The sequence below is a fragment of the Alterinioella nitratireducens genome, from assembly GCF_013155465.1.
Taxonomy (GTDB): domain Bacteria; phylum Pseudomonadota; class Alphaproteobacteria; order Rhodobacterales; family Rhodobacteraceae; genus Alterinioella; species Alterinioella nitratireducens.
The window spans coordinates 127401-151490 of record NZ_JABJVX010000002.1; the positions used below are offsets into that span (position 1 = coordinate 127401).

General features: G+C 64.9%; 27 protein-coding genes and 2 riboswitches. Of the genes, 16 read left to right on the plus strand and 11 right to left on the minus strand.

The window, feature by feature from the left end; all coding sequences use genetic code 11:
* Nucleotides 1-115: 115 nt before the first annotated feature.
* On the minus strand, nucleotides 116-550 hold the full coding sequence (locus HNS34_RS03810) for a 6,7-dimethyl-8-ribityllumazine synthase (RefSeq protein WP_172318194.1): 435 nt from the start codon (nucleotides 548-550) through the stop codon (nucleotides 116-118).
* 81 nt (nucleotides 551-631) lie between these two features.
* Nucleotides 632-780, minus strand: a riboswitch (FMN riboswitch).
* Nucleotides 781-840: 60 nt separating this feature from the next.
* On the opposite strand from HNS34_RS03810, the gene HNS34_RS03815 reads away from it, so the two are divergent.
* From HNS34_RS03815 to HNS34_RS03845, 7 genes are all read left to right on the plus strand, one after another.
* Complete coding sequence (locus HNS34_RS03815) at nucleotides 841-1467, plus strand: FMN-binding negative transcriptional regulator (protein ID WP_172318196.1); 627 nt, start codon at nucleotides 841-843, stop codon at nucleotides 1465-1467.
* 54 nt (nucleotides 1468-1521) lie between these two features.
* A complete protein-coding gene (locus HNS34_RS03820) occupies nucleotides 1522-1800 on the plus strand; it encodes a hypothetical protein (RefSeq protein WP_172318198.1) in 279 nt (92 codons plus the stop codon).
* A 214-nt stretch (nucleotides 1801-2014) separates the two neighbouring features.
* On the plus strand, nucleotides 2015-2617 hold the full coding sequence (locus tag HNS34_RS03825; protein WP_172318881.1) for a glutathione S-transferase family protein: 603 nt from the start codon (nucleotides 2015-2017) through the stop codon (nucleotides 2615-2617).
* Nucleotides 2614-3039 carry a GNAT family N-acetyltransferase gene (locus tag HNS34_RS03830; RefSeq protein ID WP_172318200.1) on the plus strand — a complete coding sequence of 142 codons (426 nt, stop codon included), beginning with the start codon at nucleotides 2614-2616 and terminating at the stop codon, nucleotides 3037-3039. The genes HNS34_RS03825 and HNS34_RS03830 overlap by 4 nt, the downstream gene beginning before the upstream one ends.
* Nucleotides 3040-3276: 237 nt before the next feature.
* A complete protein-coding gene (petA, locus tag HNS34_RS03835; protein WP_172318202.1) occupies nucleotides 3277-3852 on the plus strand; it encodes a ubiquinol-cytochrome c reductase iron-sulfur subunit in 576 nt (191 codons plus the stop codon).
* Nucleotides 3853-3863: 11 nt separating this feature from the next.
* Nucleotides 3864-5207 carry a cytochrome b gene (locus HNS34_RS03840; protein WP_172318204.1) on the plus strand — a complete coding sequence of 448 codons (1344 nt, stop codon included), beginning with the start codon at nucleotides 3864-3866 and terminating at the stop codon, nucleotides 5205-5207.
* Between the two features lie 20 nt (nucleotides 5208-5227).
* Nucleotides 5228-6025: a cytochrome c1 gene (locus HNS34_RS03845; protein WP_172318206.1), complete on the plus strand. Its 798-nt coding sequence runs from the start codon at nucleotides 5228-5230 to the stop codon at nucleotides 6023-6025.
* A gap of 66 nt (nucleotides 6026-6091) precedes the next feature.
* Here the strand turns inward: HNS34_RS03845 and HNS34_RS03850 are convergent, their stop codons facing one another.
* From HNS34_RS03850 to thiB, 3 genes are read right to left on the minus strand one after another with little or no spacing between them, the layout of a single operon-like run.
* Nucleotides 6092-6781, minus strand: a complete 690-nt coding sequence (locus HNS34_RS03850) for a thiamine ABC transporter ATP-binding protein (protein ID WP_172318208.1) — start codon at nucleotides 6779-6781, stop codon at nucleotides 6092-6094.
* Complete coding sequence (locus HNS34_RS03855) at nucleotides 6768-8333, minus strand: thiamine/thiamine pyrophosphate ABC transporter permease ThiP (RefSeq protein WP_172318210.1); 1566 nt, start codon at nucleotides 8331-8333, stop codon at nucleotides 6768-6770. Before HNS34_RS03855 ends, HNS34_RS03850 begins: the two co-directional genes overlap by 14 nt.
* Entirely contained in the window at nucleotides 8309-9295 is a 987-nt protein-coding gene (gene thiB / locus HNS34_RS03860; protein ID WP_172318212.1) for a thiamine ABC transporter substrate binding subunit, read from the minus strand. The genes HNS34_RS03855 and thiB overlap by 25 nt, the downstream gene beginning before the upstream one ends.
* 41 nt (nucleotides 9296-9336) lie before the next feature.
* Nucleotides 9337-9438: riboswitch (TPP riboswitch) on the minus strand.
* Between the two features lie 98 nt (nucleotides 9439-9536).
* On the opposite strand from thiB, the gene aroC reads away from it, so the two are divergent.
* Both aroC and HNS34_RS03870 read left to right on the plus strand, forming a co-directional pair.
* The gene (gene aroC / locus HNS34_RS03865; RefSeq protein ID WP_172318214.1) at nucleotides 9537-10637 is read left to right on the plus strand and encodes a chorismate synthase; all 1101 of its coding nucleotides are present in this window, start codon (nucleotides 9537-9539) and stop codon (nucleotides 10635-10637) included.
* A gap of 71 nt (nucleotides 10638-10708) precedes the next feature.
* On the plus strand, nucleotides 10709-11419 hold the full coding sequence (locus HNS34_RS03870) for a hypothetical protein (RefSeq protein ID WP_172318216.1): 711 nt from the start codon (nucleotides 10709-10711) through the stop codon (nucleotides 11417-11419).
* 72 nt (nucleotides 11420-11491) lie between these two features.
* Here the strand turns inward: HNS34_RS03870 and HNS34_RS03875 are convergent, their stop codons facing one another.
* The 4 genes from HNS34_RS03875 to HNS34_RS03890 all read right to left on the minus strand — a co-directional run bounded on the left by HNS34_RS03875 (nucleotide 11492) and on the right by HNS34_RS03890 (nucleotide 16156).
* Nucleotides 11492-12373, minus strand: coding sequence for a DMT family transporter (locus tag HNS34_RS03875; protein WP_172318218.1), 882 nt, complete (start codon nucleotides 12371-12373; stop codon nucleotides 11492-11494).
* Nucleotides 12374-12443: 70 nt separating this feature from the next.
* Complete coding sequence (locus tag HNS34_RS03880; protein ID WP_172318220.1) at nucleotides 12444-12734, minus strand: HU family DNA-binding protein; 291 nt, start codon at nucleotides 12732-12734, stop codon at nucleotides 12444-12446.
* A 132-nt stretch (nucleotides 12735-12866) separates the two neighbouring features.
* Nucleotides 12867-14351 carry an AMP nucleosidase gene (locus HNS34_RS03885; RefSeq protein ID WP_172318222.1) on the minus strand — a complete coding sequence of 495 codons (1485 nt, stop codon included), beginning with the start codon at nucleotides 14349-14351 and terminating at the stop codon, nucleotides 12867-12869.
* Entirely contained in the window at nucleotides 14348-16156 is a 1809-nt protein-coding gene (locus HNS34_RS03890; protein ID WP_172318224.1) for an adenine deaminase, read from the minus strand. Before HNS34_RS03890 ends, HNS34_RS03885 begins: the two co-directional genes overlap by 4 nt.
* A gap of 115 nt (nucleotides 16157-16271) precedes the next feature.
* Here HNS34_RS03890 and mtgA point away from each other — a divergent pair, with 115 nt between their 5' ends.
* From mtgA to HNS34_RS03910, 4 genes are read left to right on the plus strand one after another with little or no spacing between them, the layout of a single operon-like run.
* Nucleotides 16272-16988, plus strand: coding sequence for a monofunctional biosynthetic peptidoglycan transglycosylase (gene mtgA / locus HNS34_RS03895; protein ID WP_172318226.1), 717 nt, complete (start codon nucleotides 16272-16274; stop codon nucleotides 16986-16988).
* A 55-nt stretch (nucleotides 16989-17043) separates the two neighbouring features.
* Entirely contained in the window at nucleotides 17044-17709 is a 666-nt protein-coding gene (gene fzlA, locus HNS34_RS03900; RefSeq protein WP_172318228.1) for an FtsZ-binding protein FzlA, read from the plus strand.
* Nucleotides 17706-18737, plus strand: a complete 1032-nt coding sequence (queG, locus tag HNS34_RS03905) for a tRNA epoxyqueuosine(34) reductase QueG (protein WP_172318230.1) — start codon at nucleotides 17706-17708, stop codon at nucleotides 18735-18737. The genes fzlA and queG overlap by 4 nt, the downstream gene beginning before the upstream one ends.
* On the plus strand, nucleotides 18728-19603 hold the full coding sequence (locus HNS34_RS03910; RefSeq protein ID WP_172318883.1) for an SDR family oxidoreductase: 876 nt from the start codon (nucleotides 18728-18730) through the stop codon (nucleotides 19601-19603). The genes queG and HNS34_RS03910 overlap by 10 nt, the downstream gene beginning before the upstream one ends.
* A 137-nt stretch (nucleotides 19604-19740) precedes the next feature.
* Here HNS34_RS03910 and dalA read toward each other — a convergent pair whose 3' ends face one another.
* Nucleotides 19741-20295, minus strand: coding sequence for a divisome-associated lipoprotein DalA (gene dalA / locus HNS34_RS03915; RefSeq protein WP_172318232.1), 555 nt, complete (start codon nucleotides 20293-20295; stop codon nucleotides 19741-19743).
* 194 nt (nucleotides 20296-20489) lie between these two features.
* On the opposite strand from dalA, the gene HNS34_RS03920 reads away from it, so the two are divergent.
* Nucleotides 20490-20684 (plus strand): L,D-transpeptidase family protein, encoded by a 195-nt coding sequence (locus HNS34_RS03920; protein ID WP_407925850.1) that lies wholly within the window; start codon nucleotides 20490-20492, stop codon nucleotides 20682-20684.
* A 152-nt stretch (nucleotides 20685-20836) separates the two neighbouring features.
* On the plus strand, nucleotides 20837-21019 hold the full coding sequence (locus HNS34_RS03925; RefSeq protein WP_172318234.1) for a hypothetical protein: 183 nt from the start codon (nucleotides 20837-20839) through the stop codon (nucleotides 21017-21019).
* A gap of 74 nt (nucleotides 21020-21093) precedes the next feature.
* Here HNS34_RS03925 and rlmN read toward each other — a convergent pair whose 3' ends face one another.
* Both rlmN and HNS34_RS03935 read right to left on the minus strand, forming a co-directional pair.
* Entirely contained in the window at nucleotides 21094-22278 is a 1185-nt protein-coding gene (rlmN, locus tag HNS34_RS03930; RefSeq protein WP_172318236.1) for a dual-specificity RNA methyltransferase RlmN, read from the minus strand.
* Between the two features lie 79 nt (nucleotides 22279-22357).
* Nucleotides 22358-22888, minus strand: coding sequence for an invasion associated locus B family protein (locus tag HNS34_RS03935; RefSeq protein ID WP_172318238.1), 531 nt, complete (start codon nucleotides 22886-22888; stop codon nucleotides 22358-22360).
* Between the two features lie 177 nt (nucleotides 22889-23065).
* Here HNS34_RS03935 and HNS34_RS03940 point away from each other — a divergent pair, with 177 nt between their 5' ends.
* A complete protein-coding gene (locus tag HNS34_RS03940) occupies nucleotides 23066-24076 on the plus strand; it encodes an asparaginase (protein WP_172318240.1) in 1011 nt (336 codons plus the stop codon).
* The last annotated feature ends 14 nt before the right edge of the window (nucleotides 24077-24090 follow it).

Genomic DNA, 24090 nt, shown 5'->3' on the forward strand with positions numbered 1-24090 from the left:
CACCGCTCCTGGCATCTTTGTTCCGAAAATATCCCCGCCGGAGGCTCTGATCGCGCCGCCAGGTTCACCGGTTCGGATATGGGCCGCGGGGCAGGGTTTGACCGCGCCACCCCCATCAGGCCGCCAGCGCCGCCCGTGTCCTGCCGATCATCAGCGCGGCCCCTGCCGCCTCTCGCCCCTTCTGGATGAAATGCGCCTTGTAGATGCCGACATGATGCGCCGTCTCCTGGAACTGGTGCGGCGTCAGCGAGACCGACAGCACCGGCACGCCGCTATCCATCCCGGCCCGCATCAGCCCATCGACCACGGCCTGCGCCACGAATTCGTGCCGGTAGATGCCGCCATCGACGACCAGCGCGGCGCAGGCAATGGCCGCGTAGCGCCCCGTCATGGCCAGGTCGCGCGCCAGAAGGGGCATTTCAAAGGCGCCGGGCACGTCGAACACGTCGACATGGTCGGCGGGGATAAGCTCGGTGAAGCCTGCCAGCGCCTGATCGACGATCCCGGCATGCCAATTGGCTTTCACGAACGCATATCGGGTGGGTGTCATGGTGATCTCCTTCAGGTTCGACACAAATCCACCCAAGGCGATCACGGACGCAGACACCGCGCCGAACAAGGGGCAGGCTGCGCACGTTCTCTTTCATCCGGACTGTCACCGTCGGCCCCGGCCTCTCACCGGGTCTGCTGACCCCTTGCGCGGTGCAAGGGCGCTCGCGGGCTCATCGGTTGACCCGATATACCGCCGGTGGGGAATTGCACCCCGCCCTGAGAACGGGACTAGCTTTTGCAGAGCTTGCCGCGCTAGGCAAGCCTTCTGACGTTGAAGGAGCGCGCCCGATGCACCCCAACCCCACATTCCGAGCCGAGCCGCGCGCCCGCAATATCGGCTTCGCGCGCGAGCGCGGCTTCGGCACGCTGATCCTCAACGCCGATCCCGCGCCGCTGGTCTCTCACGTGCCCTTCGTGCTGGACGAAGCGGGCGCGGTGGCAGAGCTTCACCTCGTCCGCTCCAATCCCATCTCACGCGCAGTCAACGCCCCCACCCCTGCCGTCATCGCCGTCACGGGCCCCGATGGCTATATCTCGCCCGACTGGTATGGCGCGCCCGACCAGGTGCCGACCTGGAACTATGTCGCGGTGCATCTGCGGGGCACCCTCGTGCCGTTGGAGGCAGCGCAGTTGCGCGGCGCGCTCGACCGGCTCAGCGCCCATTTCGAAGCGCAGCTCTTGCCGAAACAGCCCTGGACCGCCGACAAGATGACCCCCGACGCACTCGACCGAATGATGCGGATGATCCGGCCTTTCCGCTTCGACGTCAGCCAGATCGACGGAACCTGGAAACTTGGCCAGAACAAGGAGGGCGCGGTGCGCGACGCGGCTGCCGATCACCTTGCCTCAAGCCCGATTGGGCAAGAAACCGCCCTTTTGGCCGCCCTGATGCGGGGGGCCGGGGTGAAGCATTAGACATGTGGCCTGCCCGTGCCTACCTTTGATGGCAAGGAAAGCAGGAGGTGCCCCATGCCCGTTCCCATCATGCCCATTGCCGGTCTCGCCCTGAAATACGGCTCCATCGCGCTGGCCGGATACGCCATCGCGCGCGCCACCTCGCATGGTCGGCTGGACCAGCGGGTCGAGGATCTGATGGATGAAACGCCCGAGGGGCTGACCATGCGCACCGATGACGGACAGGTCAATTCGACCTGGCGCTGGCGCAGGGCCTACCGCTTGGGCAATGGCCGGGGTGTTGCCATCGACGCGACCGCCTGGACCCGGCTGAAACTGCGCCGGATCGGCTGACATCCGGGAAGGGGCGCAGTCCCGTATGCTCGTCTCAGGCATGGCGGGAACTTCTCATGATGGGGGGCATGCCCAATGCGACACTCCCTGTTTCTATTGAGCCCGATCACGGGCCGAGGGGTCCGCGATGCAACTTCGGGCTTGTATCCAGGGGCGCTACAGGTGGAGATTGCCGCCACAGCCCCAAACCATCCGAAATCGAGCCCCTGCCATGATCACCCTTCTCTCATCCAGCGCGTCGCCCTTCGTGCGCATCATCCGCGTGTTGCTTCAGGAAACCGGCCAGGCGGACGTGGAGGAGATCTTCGTCACCACCACGCCGATGGCGACCGACACCACCCTCGCCGCCGCCAACCCGGTGGGCAAGGTCCCCGCCCTGCTGCGCGACGATGGCCCCGCGATCTATGACAGCCGGGTCATCGCCCGCTACCTGAACGCCCGTGCAAATGCCGCGTTCTACCCCGATGCCAGCATCTGGGAGACGCTGACGCTGGAGGCCACCGCGCATGGCATCATGGAGGCCGCCGTGATCTCGGTCTACGAGAAACGCCTGCGCCCCGAGGAAAACTGGTATCAGCCCTGGATGGACGCGCAGTGGGACAAGATCGCCCGCGCGCTGGATGCGGTCGAGGCCCGCTGGATGAGCCACCTGGCCGGACCGATGGACATGGGCCATATCGCCATGGGCTGCGCGCTTGGCTATCTGGATTTCCGCCACCCGGACAAGGCGTGGCGCGCGGGCCGGGACGCTCTGGCCGGATGGGAGGCCGGATTCGCGCAGCGCCCCGCGATGCAGGCCACCGCGCCAAAGGCATGATCATCCGCACCGCGACGACCCGGGCCGAGCGCGAGATGTGCTTTGCCCTGCGCCGCGCCGTCTTCATGGGCGAACAGGGCGTCAGCGAAGCCGAGGAATGGGACGGGCTGGAGGATGACTGCCACCACATCCTTGCGCTGCAGGACGGACAGCCCGTGGGCACCGCCCGCCTGCGCCCGCTTGGCGACACGGTCAAGGTGCAGCGGGTGGCGGTGATCGCGTCGCATCGCGGCACCGGCTTGGGGCATCGCATCATGGCCCACGCGCTGGACCTTGCCCGGCAGATGGGCAGCGCCCGCGTCACGCTGGAGGCGCAGACCCACGCGATCGGCTTCTACGAGGCGCTCGGGTTCGCCGCCCATGGGCCAGAGTTCGACGACGCGGGCATCGCGCACCGCAAGATGGAGATGCGCCTGCGCTGATTCCCCCGCGCGGCTCGCGTGCGCCGGGATTGCGCCCCGTGGTTTCAACCCTCAGGCGTGCGTTTCGCCCCCTACTGCGACAATTCGGGCGGAATTCGGGCGGTCTGTGCGCGTTTGTCCGCTGGACGCGGGCGTGTCGCAGCTTATAAAAGGCCCTAGATCGGCTGCGTTTATCGCGGCCTCGCTAGGTTTTTCGGCCCACCAATCCCGGGCCCGATGTTGAGGGAGACGCTTTCGGTGTCAAACGCAGAAGATCATCCCAGCACCCGCCGCGACTTTCTTTACTACGCCACTGGTGGCGTGGGTGTGGTCGCCACCGGTGCTGCCGTCTGGCCGCTGGTCAATCAGATGAACCCGTCCGCCGATGTGCAGGCCGCCTCGACGCTGCGCGTCGATGTCGGTGACCTGTCGCCGGGGACGCAATTGACTGTCCTCTTCCTGGGCAAGCCTATCTTCATCCGTCGCCGCACCGAGGAAGAAATCACCGTAGCGCGCGCCGTGGACCTGTCGGACCTTCCCGATACCGAATCGCGCAACGTCAATGCCGCCACCGGGGCCGACGCCTCGGACTCGAACCGCACGCTCGCCCCCTTCGAGGGCGAGGATGCCGGCGAATGGCTGGTGATGTGGGGCGTCTGCACCCATCTGGGCTGCGTCCCCCTGGGAGAGGCGGGCAATTTCGATGGCTGGTTCTGTCCCTGTCACGGATCGCATTACGACACGGCGGGCCGCATCCGCCAGGGACCCGCACCCGAGAACCTGCACGTTCCCAATGCGGCATTCATCGACGCCAGCACCATTCTTCTGGGCTAAGGGAGCAGAACATGTCGGGCATTCCCCACGACCATTACGAACCGAAGTCCAATGGCGCAAAGTGGCTTGAACGCCGCTTGCCGGTCATCGGCCTTCTCTATGACACGCTGTTCATCCCCACGCCGAAGAACCTCAACTGGATGTGGATCTGGGGCATCGTGCTGGCCTTCTGCCTGGTCTTGCAGATCGTCACCGGTGTCATCCTGGTGATGCACTACACCCCGCATGTCGATCTGGCCTTCGCCTCGATCGAACACATCATGCGCAACGTGAACAGCGGGTGGGCCATTCGCTATATCCACATGAATGGCGCGTCGCTGTTCTTCATCGCGGTCTACCTGCACATCTTCCGCGGCCTCTACTACGGCTCCTACAAGGCCCCGCGTGAGGTGACGTGGATCATCGGCATGCTGATCTACCTGCTCATGATGGCGACCGGCTTCCTGGGCTACGTTCTGCCCTGGGGTCAGATGTCGTTCTGGGGCGCCACCGTGATCACCGGCCTCTTTGGCGCGATCCCCTTCGTCGGCGAGGCGATCCAGACCTGGCTGCTTGGCGGGCCGTCGGTGGGCAACGCCACGCTCAACCGCTTCCTGTCGCTGCACTACCTCTTGCCCTTCGTCATTGCCGGACTGGTCGTGGTGCATATCTGGGCCTTCCACACCACCGGCAACAACAACCCCACGGGTGTTGAAGTGCGCCGCTCCTCCCGCAAGGAGGCCGATGCCGACACACTGCCGTTCTGGCCCTACTTCGTGATCAAGGATTTCTTCGCGCTGGCCGTCGTGCTGGTGGCCTTCTTCGCGGTTGTGGGCTTCATGCCGAACTACCTTGGCCACCCCGACAACTATATCGAGGCCAACCCGCTCTCGACACCTGCGGAGATTGTGCCGGAATGGTATTACCTGCCCTTCTACGCAATCCTGCGCGCCTTCGATTCCGAGGTCTGGGTGGTCATCGCGGCCAACTGGCTGACCGGCGGTATCGTCGATGCCAAGTTCTTCGGCGTCATCGCCATGTTCGGGGCCATCGCCGTGATGGCGCTGGTGCCGTGGCTGGATACCTCCAGCGTGCGCTCGGGCCGCTATCGCCCGATGTTCAAATGGTGGTTCTGGCTGCTTGCGATCGACTTCATGGTGCTGATGTGGGCGGGCGCAATGCCGGCCGAGGGGATCTATCCCTACATCGCCCTGATCGGCTCGGCCTATTGGTTCGCCTATTTCCTGGTGATCCTGCCGCTTCTGGGCATCTTCGAGAAACCGCTGCCGACACCCGCCACCATCGAAGAGGACTTCGATGCGCATTACGGCAAGCCGGACGCGGATGGCGACACCGTCACCTCCCCGGCCGAGTGATAGAAAAGGACATGCACGCAATGTTTAAGAAACTTGCCCTGACCACACTCACCGCCCTGACGCTTTCGGGTGGGGCAGCACTTGCCGCAGTCGTGGAAGGTGAAGTCACCAATTACAGCTTCTCCTTCGAGGGGCCGTTCGGAGCCTATGACCAGAACCAGCTGCAACGCGGGCTTCAGGTCTTTACCGAGGTCTGCTCGGCCTGCCACGGGCTGCGCTACGTGCCGATCCGCTCGCTTTCTGACGAAGGCGGCCCCGGCATCTCCGAGGACCAGGTCCGCGCCTATATCGAACAGAACTTCATCGAGGTCTGGGACGAGGATCTGCGCGACTACCGCCCGGCCACCCCGAACGACAACTTCCCGGTCATTGACAGTGCCGGCGCGCCGGACCTGTCGCTGATGGCCAAGGCACGGGCCGGGTTCAGCGGCCCCTACGGCCTGGGAATCAACCAGTTCCTCTTCGGCATGGGCGGCCCGGAATACATCACCTCGCTGCTCACCGGCTATAACGGGAATGACGAAGAGGTCGCGGGCATCTACCTCTACGGCAACGACGTCTTTCCCGGCGGGTTGCTGTCGATGTCGCCGCCGCTTTTTGACGGTCTGGTCGAATTCAACGACGGCTCGCCCAATGACGCGGAAAGCATGGCCGAGGATGTCGCCGCCTTCCTGATGTGGACCGCCGAGCCGCAGATGATGGCCCGCAAGAAGATGGGCTTTACCGCCGTGCTGCTTCTGGGTCTGCTGGCGGTGCTGCTCTACCTGACCAACAAGCGTCTCTGGGCACCGATCAAGCGTCGGGCCAAGGAAAACTGAAGCCTTTGCTTCAGGACAGAAACTGAAAACGCGCTCCGATCCGGGGCGCGTTTTTCGTCTTGAGGGTCACATCCAGGGCCGCAGGATTTCGGGCGGGTCGCGCAGCACATCCGCCATCGCGCCCTGCAGCGCCACCTGCCCGCCTTCCAGCAACAGCAGATGCGAACACAACCGCTCCGCATCGCGCAGGTCGTGGCTGACCATGACCAACGTCAGCCCGGTATCGGCGCACAGCTCGCCCATCAGCGCCAGCATCTCGGCCCGCAATCCGGGGTCGAGCGCGGCGAAGGGCTCATCCAGCAGGGCCAGCGGCTTGCCCCTCAGCAGCATCCGCGCCAGTGCCACGCGCGAGCGCTGCCCGCCCGACAGATCGCCCGGCCTGCGCGCCGCCATTTCGGCCAGCCCGACACGGTCCAGCGCCTGGTTCACCCTGGCCCGCGTCCCCTCGTCCAGCCGCAGATCCGTGCGCAGCCCAAGCGCGACATTGTCGAAGGCTGTCAGATGCGGAAACAGGTTTCCCTCCTGAAAGAGGATGCTCAACGGGCGTTTCGGGGCAGGTGTCCGGGTCACGTCCACGCCATCCACGATCACGCGGCCCCGATCCAGCGTCAGGAACCCGGCAATGGCGCTCAGCAAGGTCGACTTGCCGCTGCCCGACGCGCCCAGAACGGCCAGCCGGTCGCCCTTTGCAACCTCGAAATCGGCCTCCAGCGTGAAATCGTCGAAGCGCAGCAGCCCCTGTTCAAACCGCAGCATTCACGCGCCCTCCCCTGTCGAAGATCCAGAATATCGCGAGGCTCAGCACCAGGAGCAGCAGCGCCGCCCCCTGCGCGTCGTCGGTGCGATACGATCCCATCAACCGATACATCTCCAACGGCAACGTGCCCTGTTGCGGCGCCGCGAAGAGCGTGATCACCCCAAGATCGCCCATCGACAACGCAGCGGCCAATCCGGCACCGAAGCCAAGCGGACGGCGCAGGCGGGGCAGCAGGACATGGCGCAGGTAGTTCGGACCGGAGAGGCCAAGCGACAGCGCCACCCGCCCATATCCGGCCTCGGCCTGCTCCACCGCAGGCACCAGCGCCCGCAGCACGAAAGGCAGCGCCGCCAGCGCATTGACCAGGCCCGTCACCGGCAGCGCCATATCGGTCGGCCCTGCAATGGGGCGCAGGATCAGGAACAGCCCGGTGCCGATCACCAGCGGAGAGACGGCGATGGACAGCGCGCCGATGGTCTCAAGGAAACCCCGCGCACGGCCTCGCGCGATCAGCATCGCCATCGGCAGGGCCATCCCCACGGCAACGCTGGCCGTCACCAGCGACAAGGCGATGGAGCGCAGCGCCGCGACCCAGATCGACGGCGGCATCGTGGCAATCGCCCCCGCCCCGCGCAGCACGACGGCCGTCAGCGGCAGCAACAGGAACAACGCGGCGGCGGTGATGAACGCGCCATCCAGCAGGCGCGCGGCGCGGCTCTGCCCATCCCAGCGTTCCACCGGCTGATCGAGGCCCGTGCCAATCGCATTGGGCGTCGCAACCCAGAGGACGAAGACGCCCGCTATCACGCAGATCGCCACCTGCACCACCCCAAGCAGCGCCGCACGTCCGAGGTCGAAATCGAACAGGAACGCCTGGTAGATCGCCAGTTCCACCGTCGTGGCACGCGGCCCCCCGCCAAGCGTCAGGGCGACCGCGAAGGACGTGGTGCAAATGAGGAAGATCACCAGGAACGCACCCGGCAGGACATTGCGCAGCATCGGGCGCTCCATGTGCCGCCCGATGTCGCGCGAGGAAAACCCAAGCGTCGCGGCCAGGCGGAAACGCTCCACCGGGATCGCCAGCCAGCCCTGCAGGATCAGCCGCACCGCCAGCGGCAGGTTGAAGAAGACATGCGCCAGCACGACACCGTGCAGCCCGTAGATCTCCACCCCCGGTAGGCCGAAGAGGCGCAGGATCTCGCTGAGCGCACCCTGCCGCCCGAAGACGGTCAGCAGTCCCAGGACCGCGACGATCACCGGCAGGATGAAGGGCGCGCCCATAAGCGCGATCAAGGCGCTGCGGCCCCGGAAATTCCGCCGCGCCAGCGCGCGGGCGACGGGAATGGCAAGCCCGACGCTGAACAGCGCCGACAGGAACGCCTGCCCCACGGTGAAGCGCACCGCCGCCCAATCGGCAGGCCCAAGCCCCGATGACGCATCGGCGCGCAACATCACCGCGCCAAGCGGCACGGCGATCACGGTCAGGACGAGGGCCGCGACAGCCGCCCCCGCCCAGGCCGAGATCCCTACTGGCTGAGCGCTGCGCGCCATTCTTCCAATGCTTCATCGCGCAGGGCGGCAGCTTCTTCCGGCGTAAAGATCAGGCCCGGTTGCGGCTGGATCAGCGTGTCGAACCCCTCCGGCAGGTCCGACGCGGGCAGGGCGGCAGGGTACATCCAGTTGGTCGTGGGAATGACGGATTGGAACGCCGGGGTCAGCATGAAGGCCAGGAAGTCGCGCGCAAGGTCCGCATGGTCCGAGCCTTCGACCATGGCCGCCACCTCGATCTGGAGGTAATGGCCCGCGTCGAACAGCGCCGCGGTGCGGGTGTCATCCTCCTCGGCGATCAGGTGATAGGCGGGCGAGGTGGTGTAGGACAGGACCATATCGGCCTCGCCCTCCAGGAACAGCCCGTAAGCCTCGGACCAGCCCGGCGTGACGGTGACGATATTGTCGGCCAGCGCTTCCCAGACGGCTTCCGCCGCATCGCCGTAAACATATTTCACCCACATCAACAGCCCGAGGCCAGGGGTAGAGGAGCGGGGGTCCTGGATCACGATACGCGCATCGCTTTCGGCCAGCTCGGTAAAGCTGGTCGGCACATTCTGCATGTCGGTGTCGTGGATGAAGGCGAAATAGCCCCAGTCGAAGGGCAGGAACTGGTCGTCCTGCCACGCCACCGGCAGGGTCAGGTTTGAGGCGTCCACCCCGTGATCGGCAAAAAGGCCGGTCTCGCGCGCGGCGGCAATCAGGTTGGTGTCGAGGCCAAGCACGATATCGGCATCGGTGCTGTCGCCCTCCAGCCGCAGCCGCGCCAGCAGCGAGGCCCCGTCGCCCGCGCCGACGAATTGCAGGTCGCAGCCGCAGGTTTCCTCGAACGCGGCTTCGACCGCCGGGCCGGGGCCCCAATCTGAGGTGAAACTGTCATAGGTGTAGATCGTCAAGACGGGTGTATCCGCGCTGGCCATGCCAGCCGCAAGGATCAATCCCGAGGCGATGAGGGGCGTTTTCATGGTCACTTTGCCTTTCATTGCGACGGGCGAAGTGAGGTATTGAGAGCATCCCAGACCTTCCCTCCGCCGGTCCTAACCGGTTCAGGTTCAACGGGTCCGCTGAAGCAGCATCTCAGGCCTTCCGGCCCCCCCGAGGTATCCCTGCACCTAATCCCTACGCCCGCGCTTGGCAAGGGATGGGCTTGGCATCGGGCCTGCGGCGCGCTACCCCCTTGGCCGAACAACCAAGGATCGCGCGCCGATGTCGATGAACAGCTATGGCCACCTCTTCCGCGTCACCACCTGGGGCGAAAGCCACGGGCCCGCATTGGGCGCAACAGTGGATGGCTGCCCGCCGGGGGTTCGCATCGACGCGGCGATGCTGCAGCACTGGCTGGACAAGCGCAAACCGGGGCAGAACAGATATACCACGCAGCGGCGCGAACCCGACCAGGTGGAAATCCTCTCGGGCACCTATGAGGGGCAGACCACCGGCACGCCGATCCAGCTGATGATCCGCAACACCGATCAGCGGTCCAAGGATTACGGTGACATTGCCGAGAAATTCCGCCCCGGCCATGCCGACATCACCTATTGGCAGAAATACGGCATCCGCGATCCGCGCGGCGGCGGGCGCTCCAGCGCACGCGAAACGGCGGCGCGGGTGGCGGCGGGCGGCATCGCGCGGGCGGCGCTCGATACACTGGCGCCGGGGCTGAAAATCACCGGCTACATGGTGCAGATGGGGCCGCACGGCATCGACCGCGGCAATTTCGACTGGAACCAGATCGAACAGAACCCATTCTGGACGCCCGATTCCAGGGCTGCCGAGACATGGGCGGCATACCTTGACGAGTTGCGCAAATCCGGCGACAGCGTCGGCGCGATCATCGAAGTGACGGCGCGCGGCGTGCCCGCGGGGCTCGGCGCGCCGGTCTATGCCAAGCTGGACACCGACCTTGCCGCCGCGATGATGAGCATCAATGCCGTCAAGGGCGTCGAGATCGGCGCGGGCATGGGCGCCGCGACCCTGACCGGATCAGCCAATGCCGATGAAATCGCGATGGGGCCGGATGGCCCGGTCTACAACTCCAACCACGCGGGCGGCATCCTGGGCGGGATCTCAACCGGGCAGGACGTGGTGGTGCGTTTCGCGGTCAAGCCGACCTCGTCCATTCTGACGCCGCGCAAGACCATCACCAAATCGGGCGAAGCCGCCGAAATCGTCACCAAGGGCCGCCATGACCCCTGCGTCGGCATCCGCGCCGTGCCCGTGGGCGAGGCGATGATGGCGGCCGTGATCCTCGATCACCTGCTTCTGCATCGCGGTCAGATTGGGGCAAATCGCGGGCAAATCGGCTGATTTCTTTCCTAATTTAACCATGATTCCGGATTATTGATCCTTGTCGGGGGACAATATACGGGACCGGATCCATGCTTCTGACCGACTTCATCCGCTCTGAATCGGGCGCTGTCACGACCGATTACGTCGTGCTGTCCGCCGCCATGGTCGGCTCGGGCCTCGCCGCGGTCAATTCCAGCGCCGTCGGTGTCGAGAATATCGCCGGTGACATCGAAGCCGCCCTGCGCGGCAATATCGTCAATACAAGCTTTGCCCGCCAGACCTATTTCGACGATTTCGAGAACTCCGCCGGGTTCTGGGTCGGGGGCCAGGTCGATGGCAGCGAGGACGCCTTCGGCGGCATCCTCGGCCCCTATGGCGGGTCGAACGGCGAAGAAATGGTGACGCGCACCTACGACCTGCTCTCGGGATATGACAGCGCCGTGGTCGAGTTCGACATGCACGCCATCGACAGTTGGGACAGCGAGGAATTCATCCTCTTCATCGACGGCAACCCGATCAGCGCCCACAATTTCGACTATCGCACCAGCGGCACGACCGGGTCATGGGTGACGAGCGATGGCAATTATTCCGTGACCCTGACACCGAACGGGACACGCGGAAACTCCGGCTATAATAGCGGCTGGACCGATCAGAGTTTCTCGGTCCGGGTCGAGGTCACGAATCCCGGCCCGTCGATGAGCGTCGGTTTCGGGTCAACCCTCGACCAAGATGTCGGCGATGAAAGCTGGGGCGTGGACAATGTCCAGGTCACATCGACCAACGATCCCGGCAGCGTCTGACACGCCACTCTGCCCCCTGATCCATCAGCCCCTGGAGATCGCCCCGATCGGTGGCGCAGCAACCGCTCGTCCTCACCTGACACCTGCGTTGCCCACCCGCGCCAACTGCACCGCCAGGATACCGCCTGCAATGATCGCCACGCCCAGGATGTCGGCGCCAGTCAGCGCCTCGCCCAGGATCAGCGCTGCGATGGCGACGCCGAAGAACGGGTTCAGGAAATGGAACGTCGCGGCGCGGGTCGCGCCGATGCGGCTGACCAGAACGAACCAGATGAGCGTCGCCAGCAGCCCCGGCGCAAAGACCGTGTAGGTGAAGGCCACGCCAAGTTGCCAGGACCAGGTGACCTCCCATGTTTCCAGCACCAGCGCAAAGGGCAAGAGCGCCGCGCTGCCGACCAGCATCTGCAACCCCACAACCATCAGCACGCTGCCGCCCCCTGTCGACGCTCCGCGCACCGACAGCGTTGCCACCGCCAGCGCCAGCGCCCCGATGAGGCAGAGCGCCACGCCGGTCGCATCGACCCCGCCCGACAGCCGCTGCGCCATGATCAGCGCCACACCGCCGAAACCGGCGAAGAGGCCCAGGACACCGATGGCAGGCAGGCGCTCGCGGAAGACGGCCCAGTTGGCGGCGGCCACGATCAACGGCATGGAGGAGGCGATGATCGCCGCCAGCCCCGCCTCGATCCACTGCATGGCGACGAAGTTCAGGCCCAGATAAAGCGCGTTCTGGCAGACCCCGAAGATGATCACGGCGCGCCATTGTGCCCGGCTGAGGGACCAACTGTGGCCGAGCGCGCGCGCCAGCACCACGCCGATCCCGCCCGAGATCGCAAAGCGCACTGCCAGCGAGGCCAGCGGCGGCGCGGCCTCGACGATGATCCGGGCCGAGGTGAAGGCCGAGGACCAGATAAGCGCGAAGAGCAATCCCATCGCAATGGCGCGCAGATCCATGGTTCTTCCATCCAAAGCAAAAGGGCCGCCCGATGGACGACCCTTCGCATGTTCTTGACGGGGAAGGCAATCAGCCGTTGACGCTGTCCTTCAGCGCCTTGGCGATCGTCACTTTCACCACCTTGTCGGCGTCCTTCTTGATCTGCTCGCCCGTTGCGGGGTTGCGGACCATACGCTCGGGCCGCTCGCGGCAATAGACCTTGCCGATGCCCGGAAGGGTCACCGCGCCGCCATTGGCGACCTCCTTGCTGACAACCGAGGATACGGCGTCCAGCGCGGCGGCGGCCGCTTTCTTGTCGCTTCCCATCTCTTCTGCCAGAGCGGCCACGAGTTGGGTCTTGGTCATGGGTTTCTGTGCCATGTTTGTTTTCTCCTAAACTGCCCGAACCCATGGGGCTCGTTGGCAAGACGGTAACCGAATGTAGGGGGGGCACACAACGATTAGTGTGCCGAAAACCCAAGAAAACAGCGTTTTTTGTGGCTTTTTGCCCATTCAGAGGAACGCTGTCTCCTCGAAACTGCGCAATTTCCGGCTGTGGAGCCGTTCCAGGGGCATTTCCCGCAACGCCTCCATCGCGCGGATTCCGATCAGAAGATGCCGCGAAACCTGCGTTTTGTAGAACGAACTGGCCATGCCAGGCAGCTTCAATTCGCCATGAAGGGGCTTGTCCGAGACGCACAGAAGCGTGCCATAGGGCACCCGGAACCGGAACCCGTTGGCGGCGATGGTGGCGCTTTCCATATCCAGCGCGATGGCGCGGGACTGGCTCAGCCGTTGCACCGGGCCGGACTGGTCGCGCAATTCCCAGTTGCGGTTGTCGATGGTGGCCACCGTGCCGGTGCGCATGATGCGCTTGAGGTCGAAGCCCTCGAACTCGCTGACCGCCTCGACCGCGTGTTCCAGCGCGATCTGCACCTCGGCCAGCGCCGGGATCGGCACCCAGACCGGCAGGTCGTCATCCAGCACGTGATCCTCGCGCAGATAGGCATGGGCCAGCACGTAATCGCCAAGGCTCTGCGAATTGCGCAGGCCCGCGCAATGGCCGACCATCAGCCAGACATGCGGGCGCAACACGGCGATATGGTCGGTCGCGGTCTTGGCATTCGACGGGCCGACGCCGATATTGACCAGGGTGATGCCCGCCCCGCCCTCGCGCACGAGGTGAAAGGTGGGCATTTGCGGCAGCTTGGCCAGCTCATGCAACGCCGCGTCGGGGTCGGTGATCACCTGGTTGCCGGGGCCGACCAGGGCGGTGTAGCCGCTGGCCGCGTCGCGCAGCACCTCGCGCGCATAGGCGACGAACTCGTCGACATAGAACTGGTAGTTGGTGAACAGCACATGGTTCTGGAAATGCTCGGGCGCGGTGGCGGTGTAATGCGACAGCCGCGCCAGCGAATAGTCGATACGCTGCGCGGTGAAGGGGGCCAGCGGGCCCGATCCGTCCTCGTTGTGAAAGCCGTAGCCATTGACGATCCGGTCATTCGTGGTGCTGAGATCGGGCACGTCGAACACGTCGCGCAGCGGAAAGCGCATCGCGCCTTCCTGCGGGATCTGGATATCGGCATCGTCCAGCACCGCGAAATGCACCGGGATCGGCGTGGTCGATTGCCCGATCCCGATGGGCACGCTGTGATTGTCGAGCAGAAGCTGGATCTGCTGCGTCAGGTAATGCTTGAACAGGTCGGGCCGGGTGACCGTGGTGGCATAGGTGCCGGGCTCGGACACATGGCCGAAGGACAGGCGGCTGTCGACCTGGCCGAAGCTGGTCGTGGTGATCCGGATCTCGGGGTAGAAGGCGCGGAATCGGCAATCGGGCATTTCGCCGCCGACAACGGCGTTGAATTTCTGCGCCAGGAACGCCGTCGCATGGGCGTAGCACTCCTGCAGATAGGCCACCGCCTCGCGCGCATCGGTAAAGACCCTCGGTTCGGCCTTGGGCGGGCTTTGGATCGGCAAGTGTCGGGAATGCAGGGTCATGCAGGTTCCTCTGCGAAAAGGGAAGTGAGTTGAAATGTGCTGACATCGACCAGCCCCAGGTCCGAGATACGGAGCGCCGGGATCACCGGCAGGGCCAGAAGCGAATGCTGCATATAGGCATTGTTGAGCCTGCAACCAGAGGCGGCCATCGCGGCGACCAGCCTGTCGGCCTTGGCGGCGACCTCGTGGGCGGGGCTGTCGGACATCAATCCGGCGATGGGAAGTTCGACCAGCGCCTGTTCCTCTGCGTCCTTGTAAAAGGTGACACCGCCGCCGACCTCACCCAACCGCATCGCGGCCAGCGCCATGTTTTCGCGGTCGGTGCCGACGACGATCATGTGGTGGCTGTCATGCGCCACGGTCGAGGCCATGGCCATCCGGCCCTCGTAGTTGAAGCCCGAGACGAAGGCATTGACCACGCCGCCTGTCGCGCGGTGGCGTTCCACCAGCGCAATCTGGCAGGTGCCACCCTCGCCCTCGACCAGCCCGTCGATCACCGGCAGTTCCCGGATCAACGCCTCGGTCGGGGCCTGGTTCTCGACCACGCCGATTACTCTGACGCGGGCCGAATTGGCCCCTTCGGGGGCTTCGATCCCGAAATCCGCGGCGGTCAATTCCTTGCCCAGATGCACCGTCTGGCGGGCGTCCTCGGGCCAGTCGAGATGCGGGCAATCGGCCAGCATCCGGCCCTCCTGGGCTATCATCACCCCGCGCGCGAAGACCTGCTCGATCGGCAGGGCCGCCAGGTCAGATGTCAGGATCATGTCGGCCCGCCGCCCCGGCGCGATCGAGCCAAGCTCGCGTTCCAGCCCGAAATGCGTGGCGGTGTTGATCGTGCACATCTGAAGCGCGACCATCGGATCGCAACCGCACTCAATCGCGTGGCGCAGCACCCGGTTCATGTGGCCATCGTTCACCAGCGTGCCGGAATGGCAATCATCGGTGCAGAGGATGAAGTTGCGCGGGTCCAGCCCTTTTTCCGTCACTGCCGTGATCTGGCTTTCGACATCATACCAGGCCGATCCCAGCCGCATCATCGAGCGCATGCCCTGCCGCGCGCGGTCGATGGAATCGCTCTCCCGCGTGCCTTCGTGATCATCCGCAGGCCCGCCCGCTGCATAGGCGTGGAAGGCCGGGCCTCGGTCGGGGCTGGCGTAATGCCCGCCCACGGTCTTGCCTGCGCGCATCGTCTCGGCCATCTCGGCCAGCATCTGGGGGTCGCCATTCACCACGCCCGGAAAATTCATCATCTCACCCAGGCCGATGATACCGGGCCAGGTCATTGCTTCGGCCACATCCTCGGCGCTGATCTCATACCCTGTCGTTTCCAGCCCCGGTGCCGACGGCGCGCAGGAAGGCATCTGCGTGTAGATGTTCACGGGCTGCATCAGCGCCTCGTCATGCATCAGCCGCACCCCGCGCAGGCCGAGCACATTGGCGATCTCATGCGGGTCGGTGAACATGGTGGTGGTGCCGTGGGGCGCGACCGCGCGGGCAAATTCGGCGGGCGTCAGCATGCCCGATTCTATGTGCATATGCCCGTCGCAAAGACCGGGGATCAGGTAGCGGCCCTTGGCGTCAATGACCTCTGTGCCATCCCCGATGCAGTGCCCCGCATCCGGCCCGACATAGGCGAAGCGGCCCGCGATCACCGCCACCTCCCAGCCGTCCAGCACCTCGCGGCTCTGCACATTGGCAAGCCTCGTGTTCCGGATCACCAGATCGGCGGGTTTGCGTCCGGCGGCGACGGCGACCAGATCGGCGGCGCAGTCGGCCCATGTGTTGATTTCAGTCACTTTTTCCATGCCCAAGCGTGACACCGGTTTTTTGCGGCTTCAAGCGACATTTTCATGACAGCAGACGGCGCGCAGGATTAGGGGTTTCGCAGGTGCCTCCGGCAGAGGTATTTTGACGAAGACGATGGGCAGGAGGGGCAGATTGGCCCGGAAGAGGAAGACAAAGCGGCGGCCGCTGTGGCGGCGCGCGCTGCGGCTGGTGACGCGCGGCATATTGCTGGCCGCCGTGCTGGCAGTGGCGTGGATCGCGCTATATGGCGTCGTGGCCCCGCCGACCACGCCCTACATGATCAGCGAGGGGCGCAGGGTCGGCGTGACGCAGGACTGGCGCCCGATGGAGGAGATCTCGGTGCATCTGGCCCGCGCCGTGGTGGCGGCGGAGGATGCGAATTTCTGCCTGCATTGGGGGTTCGACATGGACGCGATCCGCGCGGCCATCGCGGCAGGCGCGGCGCGCGGCGGATCGACCATCAGCCAGCAGACGGTCAAGAACGCCTTCCTGTGGCAGGGCCGGTCCTGGCCCCGCAAGGCGCTCGAGGCGCTGATGACCCCGGTGATGGAGACGCTCTGGAGCAAGCGCCGCGTGCTGGAGGTCTACCTCAATATCGTCGAATTCGGTGAGGGTGTTTTCGGGGCCGAGGCCGCCGCGCAGCATTATTTCGGCATCCCCGCCGCCGATCTGAACCCGCAACAGGCCGCGCGGCTGGCCGCCGTCCTGCCCAATCCGCAGGACAGATCGGCCTCGAACCCGTCGCAATCCGTGCTGATGCGTGCGCGCTCTATCGCCGAAGGGGCGGCAACGATTGGCGCGGATGGCCGCGATGCGTGCTTTGCGCGTTGAATTTCCGGGGCATTCAGGCGAAAGAGGTTGGGCATAAGATCAAGAAGAGCAGGCCATGACCCGTCTTTACCATTTCGCCCTGTCCCCGTTCTGCCGCAAGGTCCGCCTGGTCCTGGCGGAAAAGAAGATCGACGTGGAGTTGATCGAGGAGAAGTACTGGGAGCCATCGAACGAATTCGTGCGCCGCAACCCCGCCGCCAAGGTGCCGATCCTCAAGATCGACGGGCTGCACATGAGCGAGAGCCAGGCGATCTGCGAATATCTTGAGGAAACCAACCCGACGCCCGCGCTGATGCCTGGCGATCCCAAGGGCCGGGCCGAGGTGCGCCGCCTCTGCGCCTGGTTCGACGACAAGTTCCATCACGAGGTGACGGCGAACCTGGTCTATGAACGGGTCAACAAGAAGGTGATGCGCGGCGGCTACCCGGACGGCAAATCGGTCAAGACCGGCGCGCAGAAGATCAAGTTCCACCTCGACTACATGGATTGGCTCTTGGATCATCGCCGCTGGCTTGCGGGCGACAGCCTGACGCTCGCCGATTTCGCCGCCGCAGCGCATCTGTCCTGCCTGGATTACATCTCGGACGTGGACTGGAACCGCTCGGCCATCGTCAAGGACTGGTACGCCAAGATCAAGTCGCGCCCCGCCTTCCGGTCGATCCTGGCCGATCAGGTACCGGGCTTCATCCAGCCGCCACATTACGCAAACCTGGACTTTTGACCGATCTGAAGACGCAACTGGAGGCCAAGGCCCTGGAGGAGGGCTTTGCCAAGATGCGCGTCTGCCGCCCGGATGCGATCCCGCAGGCGGCGGGGCGGCTGGCGGAGTATGTCGCAAAGGGGCGTCACGGGCAGATGGGCTGGATGGAGGCGCGCATGGGCTGGCGCGGCGATCCCACCGCCTTGTGGCCGGAGGCGCGATCGGTGGTCATGCTGGCCGAGCCCTACACGCCCGAGATCGACCCGCTGGAGCCCCTGAAAGCGCAGGATTGCGGCACGATCAGCGTTTACGCGCAGAACCGCGATTACCACGATGCCCTGAAGAAGCGGCTCAAACGGGTCGGGCGCTGGTTGCTGGAGCAGGTGCCGGAGGAAGAAATCAAGGTTTTCGTCGATACCGCCCCGGTGATGGAGAAACCGCTTGGCCAGGCATCCGGCCTTGGCTGGCAGGGCAAGCACACCAACCTTCTGGCGCGCGACCTGGGCAACTGGTTCTTTCTGGGCAGTATTTTCACCACGCTGGAGCTGCCCGCCGATCCCGCCGAGGCTGATCATTGCGGCAATTGCACCGCCTGTCTGGATATATGCCCCACGGATGCCTTCCCCGCGCCCTATCAACTGGATGCGCGGCGCTGCATTTCCTACCTGACCATCGAACATCACGGACCGGTGGACGAGGCGCTGCGCCCCCTGATGGGCAATCGCATTTTCGGCTGTGACGATTGCCTTGCAATCTGTCCCTGGAACAAGTTCGCGGTGGAGGCGCGCGAGATGCGCTATGCAGGGCGGCCCGAGTTGCAAAGCCCGAAGCTCGCGGAACTGGCGAGGCTGGACGACGCCGCGTTTCGCACCATGTTCTCGGGCAATCCGGTCAAGCGGATCGGGCGCAACCGGTTCATCCGCAATGTGCTCTATGCGATTGGAAACAGTGGGGATTCCGGGTTGCTAGACACCGCGCAGGGGCTGCTGGACGACCCCGACGACACGGTGAAGGATGCAGCCCGCTGGGCGGTGGAGAGATTGCGATGAGCCTGATCATTTTCGGCATGGGATATTCCTGCAAGGTGCTGGTGGAAAACCACCGCGACGCCCTGCCCGCGCCGATCATCGCAACGACCCGGTCCGAAGAAAAGGCCGAAGGGTTGCGCGCGCGGGGCGTCACGCCGCGCATCTTTCCGGGCAGCGACATGGCAGACGACCTCGCCAGGGCCACGCATCTGCTGATCAGCGCGGGGCCCGAGGACGGGGCCGATCCGGTGCTGAAACACCTGCATGACCAGATCGCGGCGGTTGCCAGGTCCCTGAAATGGGTGGGGTATCTGTCAACCACAGGGGTTTATGGCCATCACGGCGGCGATTGGGTGGATGAAACCACGCCGCCTGATCCTGCCACCAGACGCGGGCAGGCGCGGGTGGTGACGGAGGGCCAGTGGCAGGCATTGATGCGCGACCATGGCCTGCCGCTGCATATCTTCCGCCTGCCGGGCATCTACGGCCCCGGTCGCGGGCCGTTCGAGAAGGTGCGCAATGGCACCGCGCGGCGGATCATCAAGCCGGGGCAGGTGTTCAGCCGGATCCATGTCGAGGACATTGCGCAGGCGCTTGCGGCCTCCATATCTGCACCCAATCCCGGCGCGATCTACAATATCTGCGATGATGACCCCGCCGCGCCCGAGGATGTGATCGGCTATGCGGCGCATCTGCTTGGGCGTCCCCTGCCCCCCGCCACGCCCTTCGACGAGGCCGACCTGTCCCCCATGGCGCGCAGTTTCTACGCCGAGAGCAAGCGGGTCAGCAACGCGCGGATGAAGCGGGAACTGGGCGTGACGCTGAAATACCCGACCTACAAGGCGGGGCTGGATGCGCTGCTCGCCGCCGAGCGGGATAGGAAGTGATTCCCGAGGCACGCGGATTGCCCGGCACTTACAGGGGGGCGCAGGACGCGATACCCATCGACATCCTGCCCTGACAGGCCGGATTTCTGACAGGTTTGTCAGGAATTCTTGACAGCTTTGTCAGAAAAAACCGGCGCTCACGACCGGTTGGCGGGCAGGCCCTGGCCCGTGCCGTCGCCATCGCCCGTCACCATGGTCCACCAGATCTTGCCGCTCGGCTCCTGGAAATAGGCAAAGCCCAGGTCGCGGGCGGCGGGATCGGTGATCACGTCGCGGGTATCGGGCTGCTGCATCCAGGCGGCGACGGTCTCCAACTCGGATTCATAGGTCTCCGAGATATTCTCGCCCAACACCCGGCCGCGATACCCCGCCCGTTCCGCCCGGTCGATGGGCGAGGATCCGTCCGAGCCGAAATGCCAGGGCCGGTTCTGCACCGACATGTCGCGCGAATGGGTGGCGGCGGCGGCGTTCAATTCGGCATTCAGGCGCATTTCGGGCACACCCGCCGCGCTGCGCAGGGCATTGACGCTGTCGAGGACGCGGAACTGGATATCGCCCGCATCGCGCGGATTGATTCGGTAGATCGTCGGCAGGGGCCGCCCGTCAGAGCCCAGCCGTGGCGCGGTGGTGGTGGCCCCGCAAGCGGCAAGAGCAGCCAATGCCGTCGTCATGATGAAGGAGCGTCGCAACATGGGGGTGACTGCCTGATCGGTGATTTGTTGCGACAAAGCCATACAGCCCGACCCGCGCCCGATCAAACACAACCGGGCAAGACCAGCCATTTCGCCGGGGTCGTGAATGGAGCGTGCAACAGGCAACCTGTAACTTGAGGAAAAAGGCGGCGGTTTTCCCAAGGCGTCGAGGTCAAGCGCCCCGAATACCGGGGATGAGCCGGGGCATCTTCGCCGGCTCCGGTGCACGCGCCTGGCCTCGTCCCGACAATATTCCCCGCCTGCGCGGCACGCATGACACGCGCAAGATCGCGCGGCGGTCGTCAAACGACTGTATCGGCCTTTATAATGAGCATATTGCCGCGCTGTGCGGCCTGATGCGTAACGGCACCCAAGTGTTGCTTATTTGACGACAACGCGGCGATCTTGGGGGAACGGGCCGTTTCACGCCATTGCAATCCAAGGATATTGCTGCTTAAACCGGGTCACGAGGTACAGTCTTGGGTGCCCCGCTATGCGTAATACCGCGCGAAAACTTTTGGGGCGTATCTTGGAGGATACAATGAAAAAACTCGCACTTGCAGCCGCTCTTTCCGTCGCCGCCACGTCCGCATTTGCGGGCGGCTATGTTGAGCCCGTCCTGGAACCCGTCGTCATCGTGGAAGAAACTGCTTCCTCCGCTGGCGGCGTCATCGTTCCGATCCTGGCTCTGATCCTGATCGCAGCAGCAATCGCAGCTGACTGATCAGCCGGCCACGGTTATTTGGTTAGGAAAAGGCGGTCCTTTCGGGGGCCGCCTTTTTCGCGTCCGGGCCTGGGTTAATCGGTGATCCCGGCCTCGGCGGCGATCTGCGCGCGGCTTTTGCGGGCGCGTTCGGTGGCGGATTTGAGCTGCCCGCAAGCGGCCATGATATCCTCCCCGCGCGGGGTGCGGATCGGGCTGGCATAGCCCGCCTTGTAGACGATATCGGCGAATTTCTCGATCCGCTCCCAGTCCGAGCGCGCGTAAGGCGCGCCGGGCCATTCGTTGAAGGGAATCAGGTTGATCTTGGCCGGGATGCCCTTGATCAGCTGCACCAGGCGGCGCGCGTCCTCGTCCGAATCGTTCACGCCCTTGAGCATCACATACTCGAACGTGATCCTTTCGGAATTCGAGGCTTTGGGATAACTCTTGAGCGCCTCAAGAAGTTCCTTGATCGGCCACCGTTTATTTATCGGCACCAACTTGTCGCGGACCTCATCCGTGGTGGCGTGGAAGGACACCGCCAGCATGCAGCCGATCTCCTGCGCTGTCTTGGCGATCTCGGGCACGACGCCCGAGGTGCTGAGGGTGATGCGGCGGCGGCTGAGGGAGATCCCCTCGTTATCCATCGCGATCTTCATCGCGTCGCGCACATTGTCGAAATTGTAGAGCGGCTCGCCCATGCCCATCAGGACCACGTTGCTGAGCAACCGGGTCTCGTTCTTCGGCGCGCGGCCCAGTTCCGGCCATTCGCCCAGATCGTCGCGGGCGATCATGATCTGGCCGACGATCTCACCCGCCGTCAGGTTGCGCACCAGTTTCTGGGTGCCGGTATGGCAGAAGGAACAGGTCAGGGTGCAGCCCACCTGGCTGGACACGCACAAGGTGCCGCGATCGGATTCGGGGATATAGACCACCTCGACCTCGTGCCCGCCCGCGATGCGCACCAGGTATTTCCGGGTGCCATCTGCCGAGACCGTGCGGCTGACCACTTCGGGCACCTCGATGACGAAATGCTCCGCCAGTTCGGCGCGGTAGCCCTTGGCGAGGTTGGTCATCAGCGCAAAATCGCGCACGCCCTTTTCATAGATCCACTGCCAGATCTGCCCGACCCGCATTTTCGCCTGTTTCTCCGGCGTGCCGGTGGCGATCAGCGCGTCGCGCAGGGCAGGCCGCGTCAGCCCGACGATGTTCATCGGGCCTTCGGGGGCCTTGCGCGGAATGGTCAGGACATCCTGCGTGATCGGGGCGCTGGCGGACATTGGGCGGACTCCGTGTCAGATGGGATGCGGACACATATAGGCATCCGACGCCCATGGCAAACCCGGTCCGCGCGATTTATCAGGCGCCGCAGCGTTCCTCGGCATCCTCGACGGCGGCGGTGAAACCCATCAACGAGAATGTATCGACCGTCTGCGTGCCCCGGCTGGAGCGCGCGGTCAGAACCGCCTCGGCGCCGCGCTTCATCGCGGTGATGATGCGCTGGTCGTCCTGTTCGGACGCGGCCCAGGCCATTTCGCCATCGACGAAGAGCTCAAAGGTCGAGTTGCCGATCTCCAGCGTCACGGTGGACCCTTCCGCGAAAGGATAGCCGCCGGTGAACGAGACCTCGCCCATCCGGCTCTCGGAGGGCCAATAGCTGACGAAAAGCAGGATCGCGGAGCGGCGCACGGCCACCACGCGTCCTTCGCGGGTGTTCACCGTTTCACGCGGGGCGGAGACCACCCAGCATTGCGTCGGGTCGTCTTCGACAAAGACGCTCCAATCGGTTTCGGCGTTGACGCGGTTGGAGGATTCGCCCCCCCCTTCCTGCGCGATAAGCGGCGTCGACAGCATCAACGCGATACCCAGTCCCGCAACCCAGTTCTTCATATGATCCAGCCTCCAGCCGTCTCTGCCTCTGGTTGACACTCATGCCCGTTGATCAGGTCTTGCGCCTGAGGTCCACCAATCCTTAACTGCGGGGGAGAGATTAACCCGAAAAAACGCGGCTGGAAAAGCCCCGGCGGCGGAAAATCGCCGGATCGTGAAGCGCAGAGGGGGCGGAATATGGGACAGGCACAGAGTTTGGTGGAGATCTGGCGCGGTGCGATCTGCGAAAGCCAGCATCGCGGCCACGCCGTTATCTGGGATTCGGGCGGCGATATCGTGGCCTCCTGGGGCGATCCGCGGGCGGTGATCCTGCCCCGGTCGTCATGCAAGATGCTGCAAGCACTGCCGCTGGTCGAAAGCGGTGCCGCGGATGCCTTCGGGCTGGACGAGGCGCGGCTGGCCCTGTCCTGCGCCTCGCACCAGGGCGCGAAGGTGCATACGGACATGGTGCGCGCATGGTTGGATGAGTTGGGGCTGGACCCCGAGGCGGCGCTGCGCTGCGGGTCGCATGAGCCCTATGACAAGCAGACCGCGAACGACTTGATCCGCGCGGGCCAGACGCCGTGCCAGGTGCACAACAACTGCTCTGGCAAGCATTCGGGGTTCCTGACGCTGACCAGACACCTGGGCGCGGGGCCGGAATACCTGGACCTGGATCACCCGGTGCAACGGGCCGTGCTGGCCGCGGTCGAGGAGGCGACCGATGAGGACAGCCCCGGCTACGGCATCGACGGCTGCTCCGCGCCCAACCATGCCTGCACCATGACCGGGCTGGCCCGCGCCATGGCGAAGTTCTCCGCAGCGACCGGCGATGGCGATGTGCGTGACAAGGCGATGTCCCGCCTGACCCGCGCCATGGCCACGCACCCGGTCCTGGTGGCGGGCGAGGGCAAGGCCTGCACCAACCTGATGCGCGCGATGGAGGGCCGGGTCGCGGTCAAGACCGGGGCCGAAGCCGTCTTCGTCGCCATCGTGCCGGAGCGCCGGATGGGCGTCGCCGTCAAGATCGAGGATGGTGGCACCCGCGCGGCGGAGGCGGTGGTGACGCAGATCCTGGTGGGCCTCGGCGTGCTGGACGCGAACCATCCGGTGGCGGTGAAATACACGCATGGGCCGATCGTGAACCGGCGCGGCATCAACACCGGCCACATGAAGCCGGTCGAGGCGCTGGCGGGCTGGTCGCTTTAGGGTTCGTCGCGTTC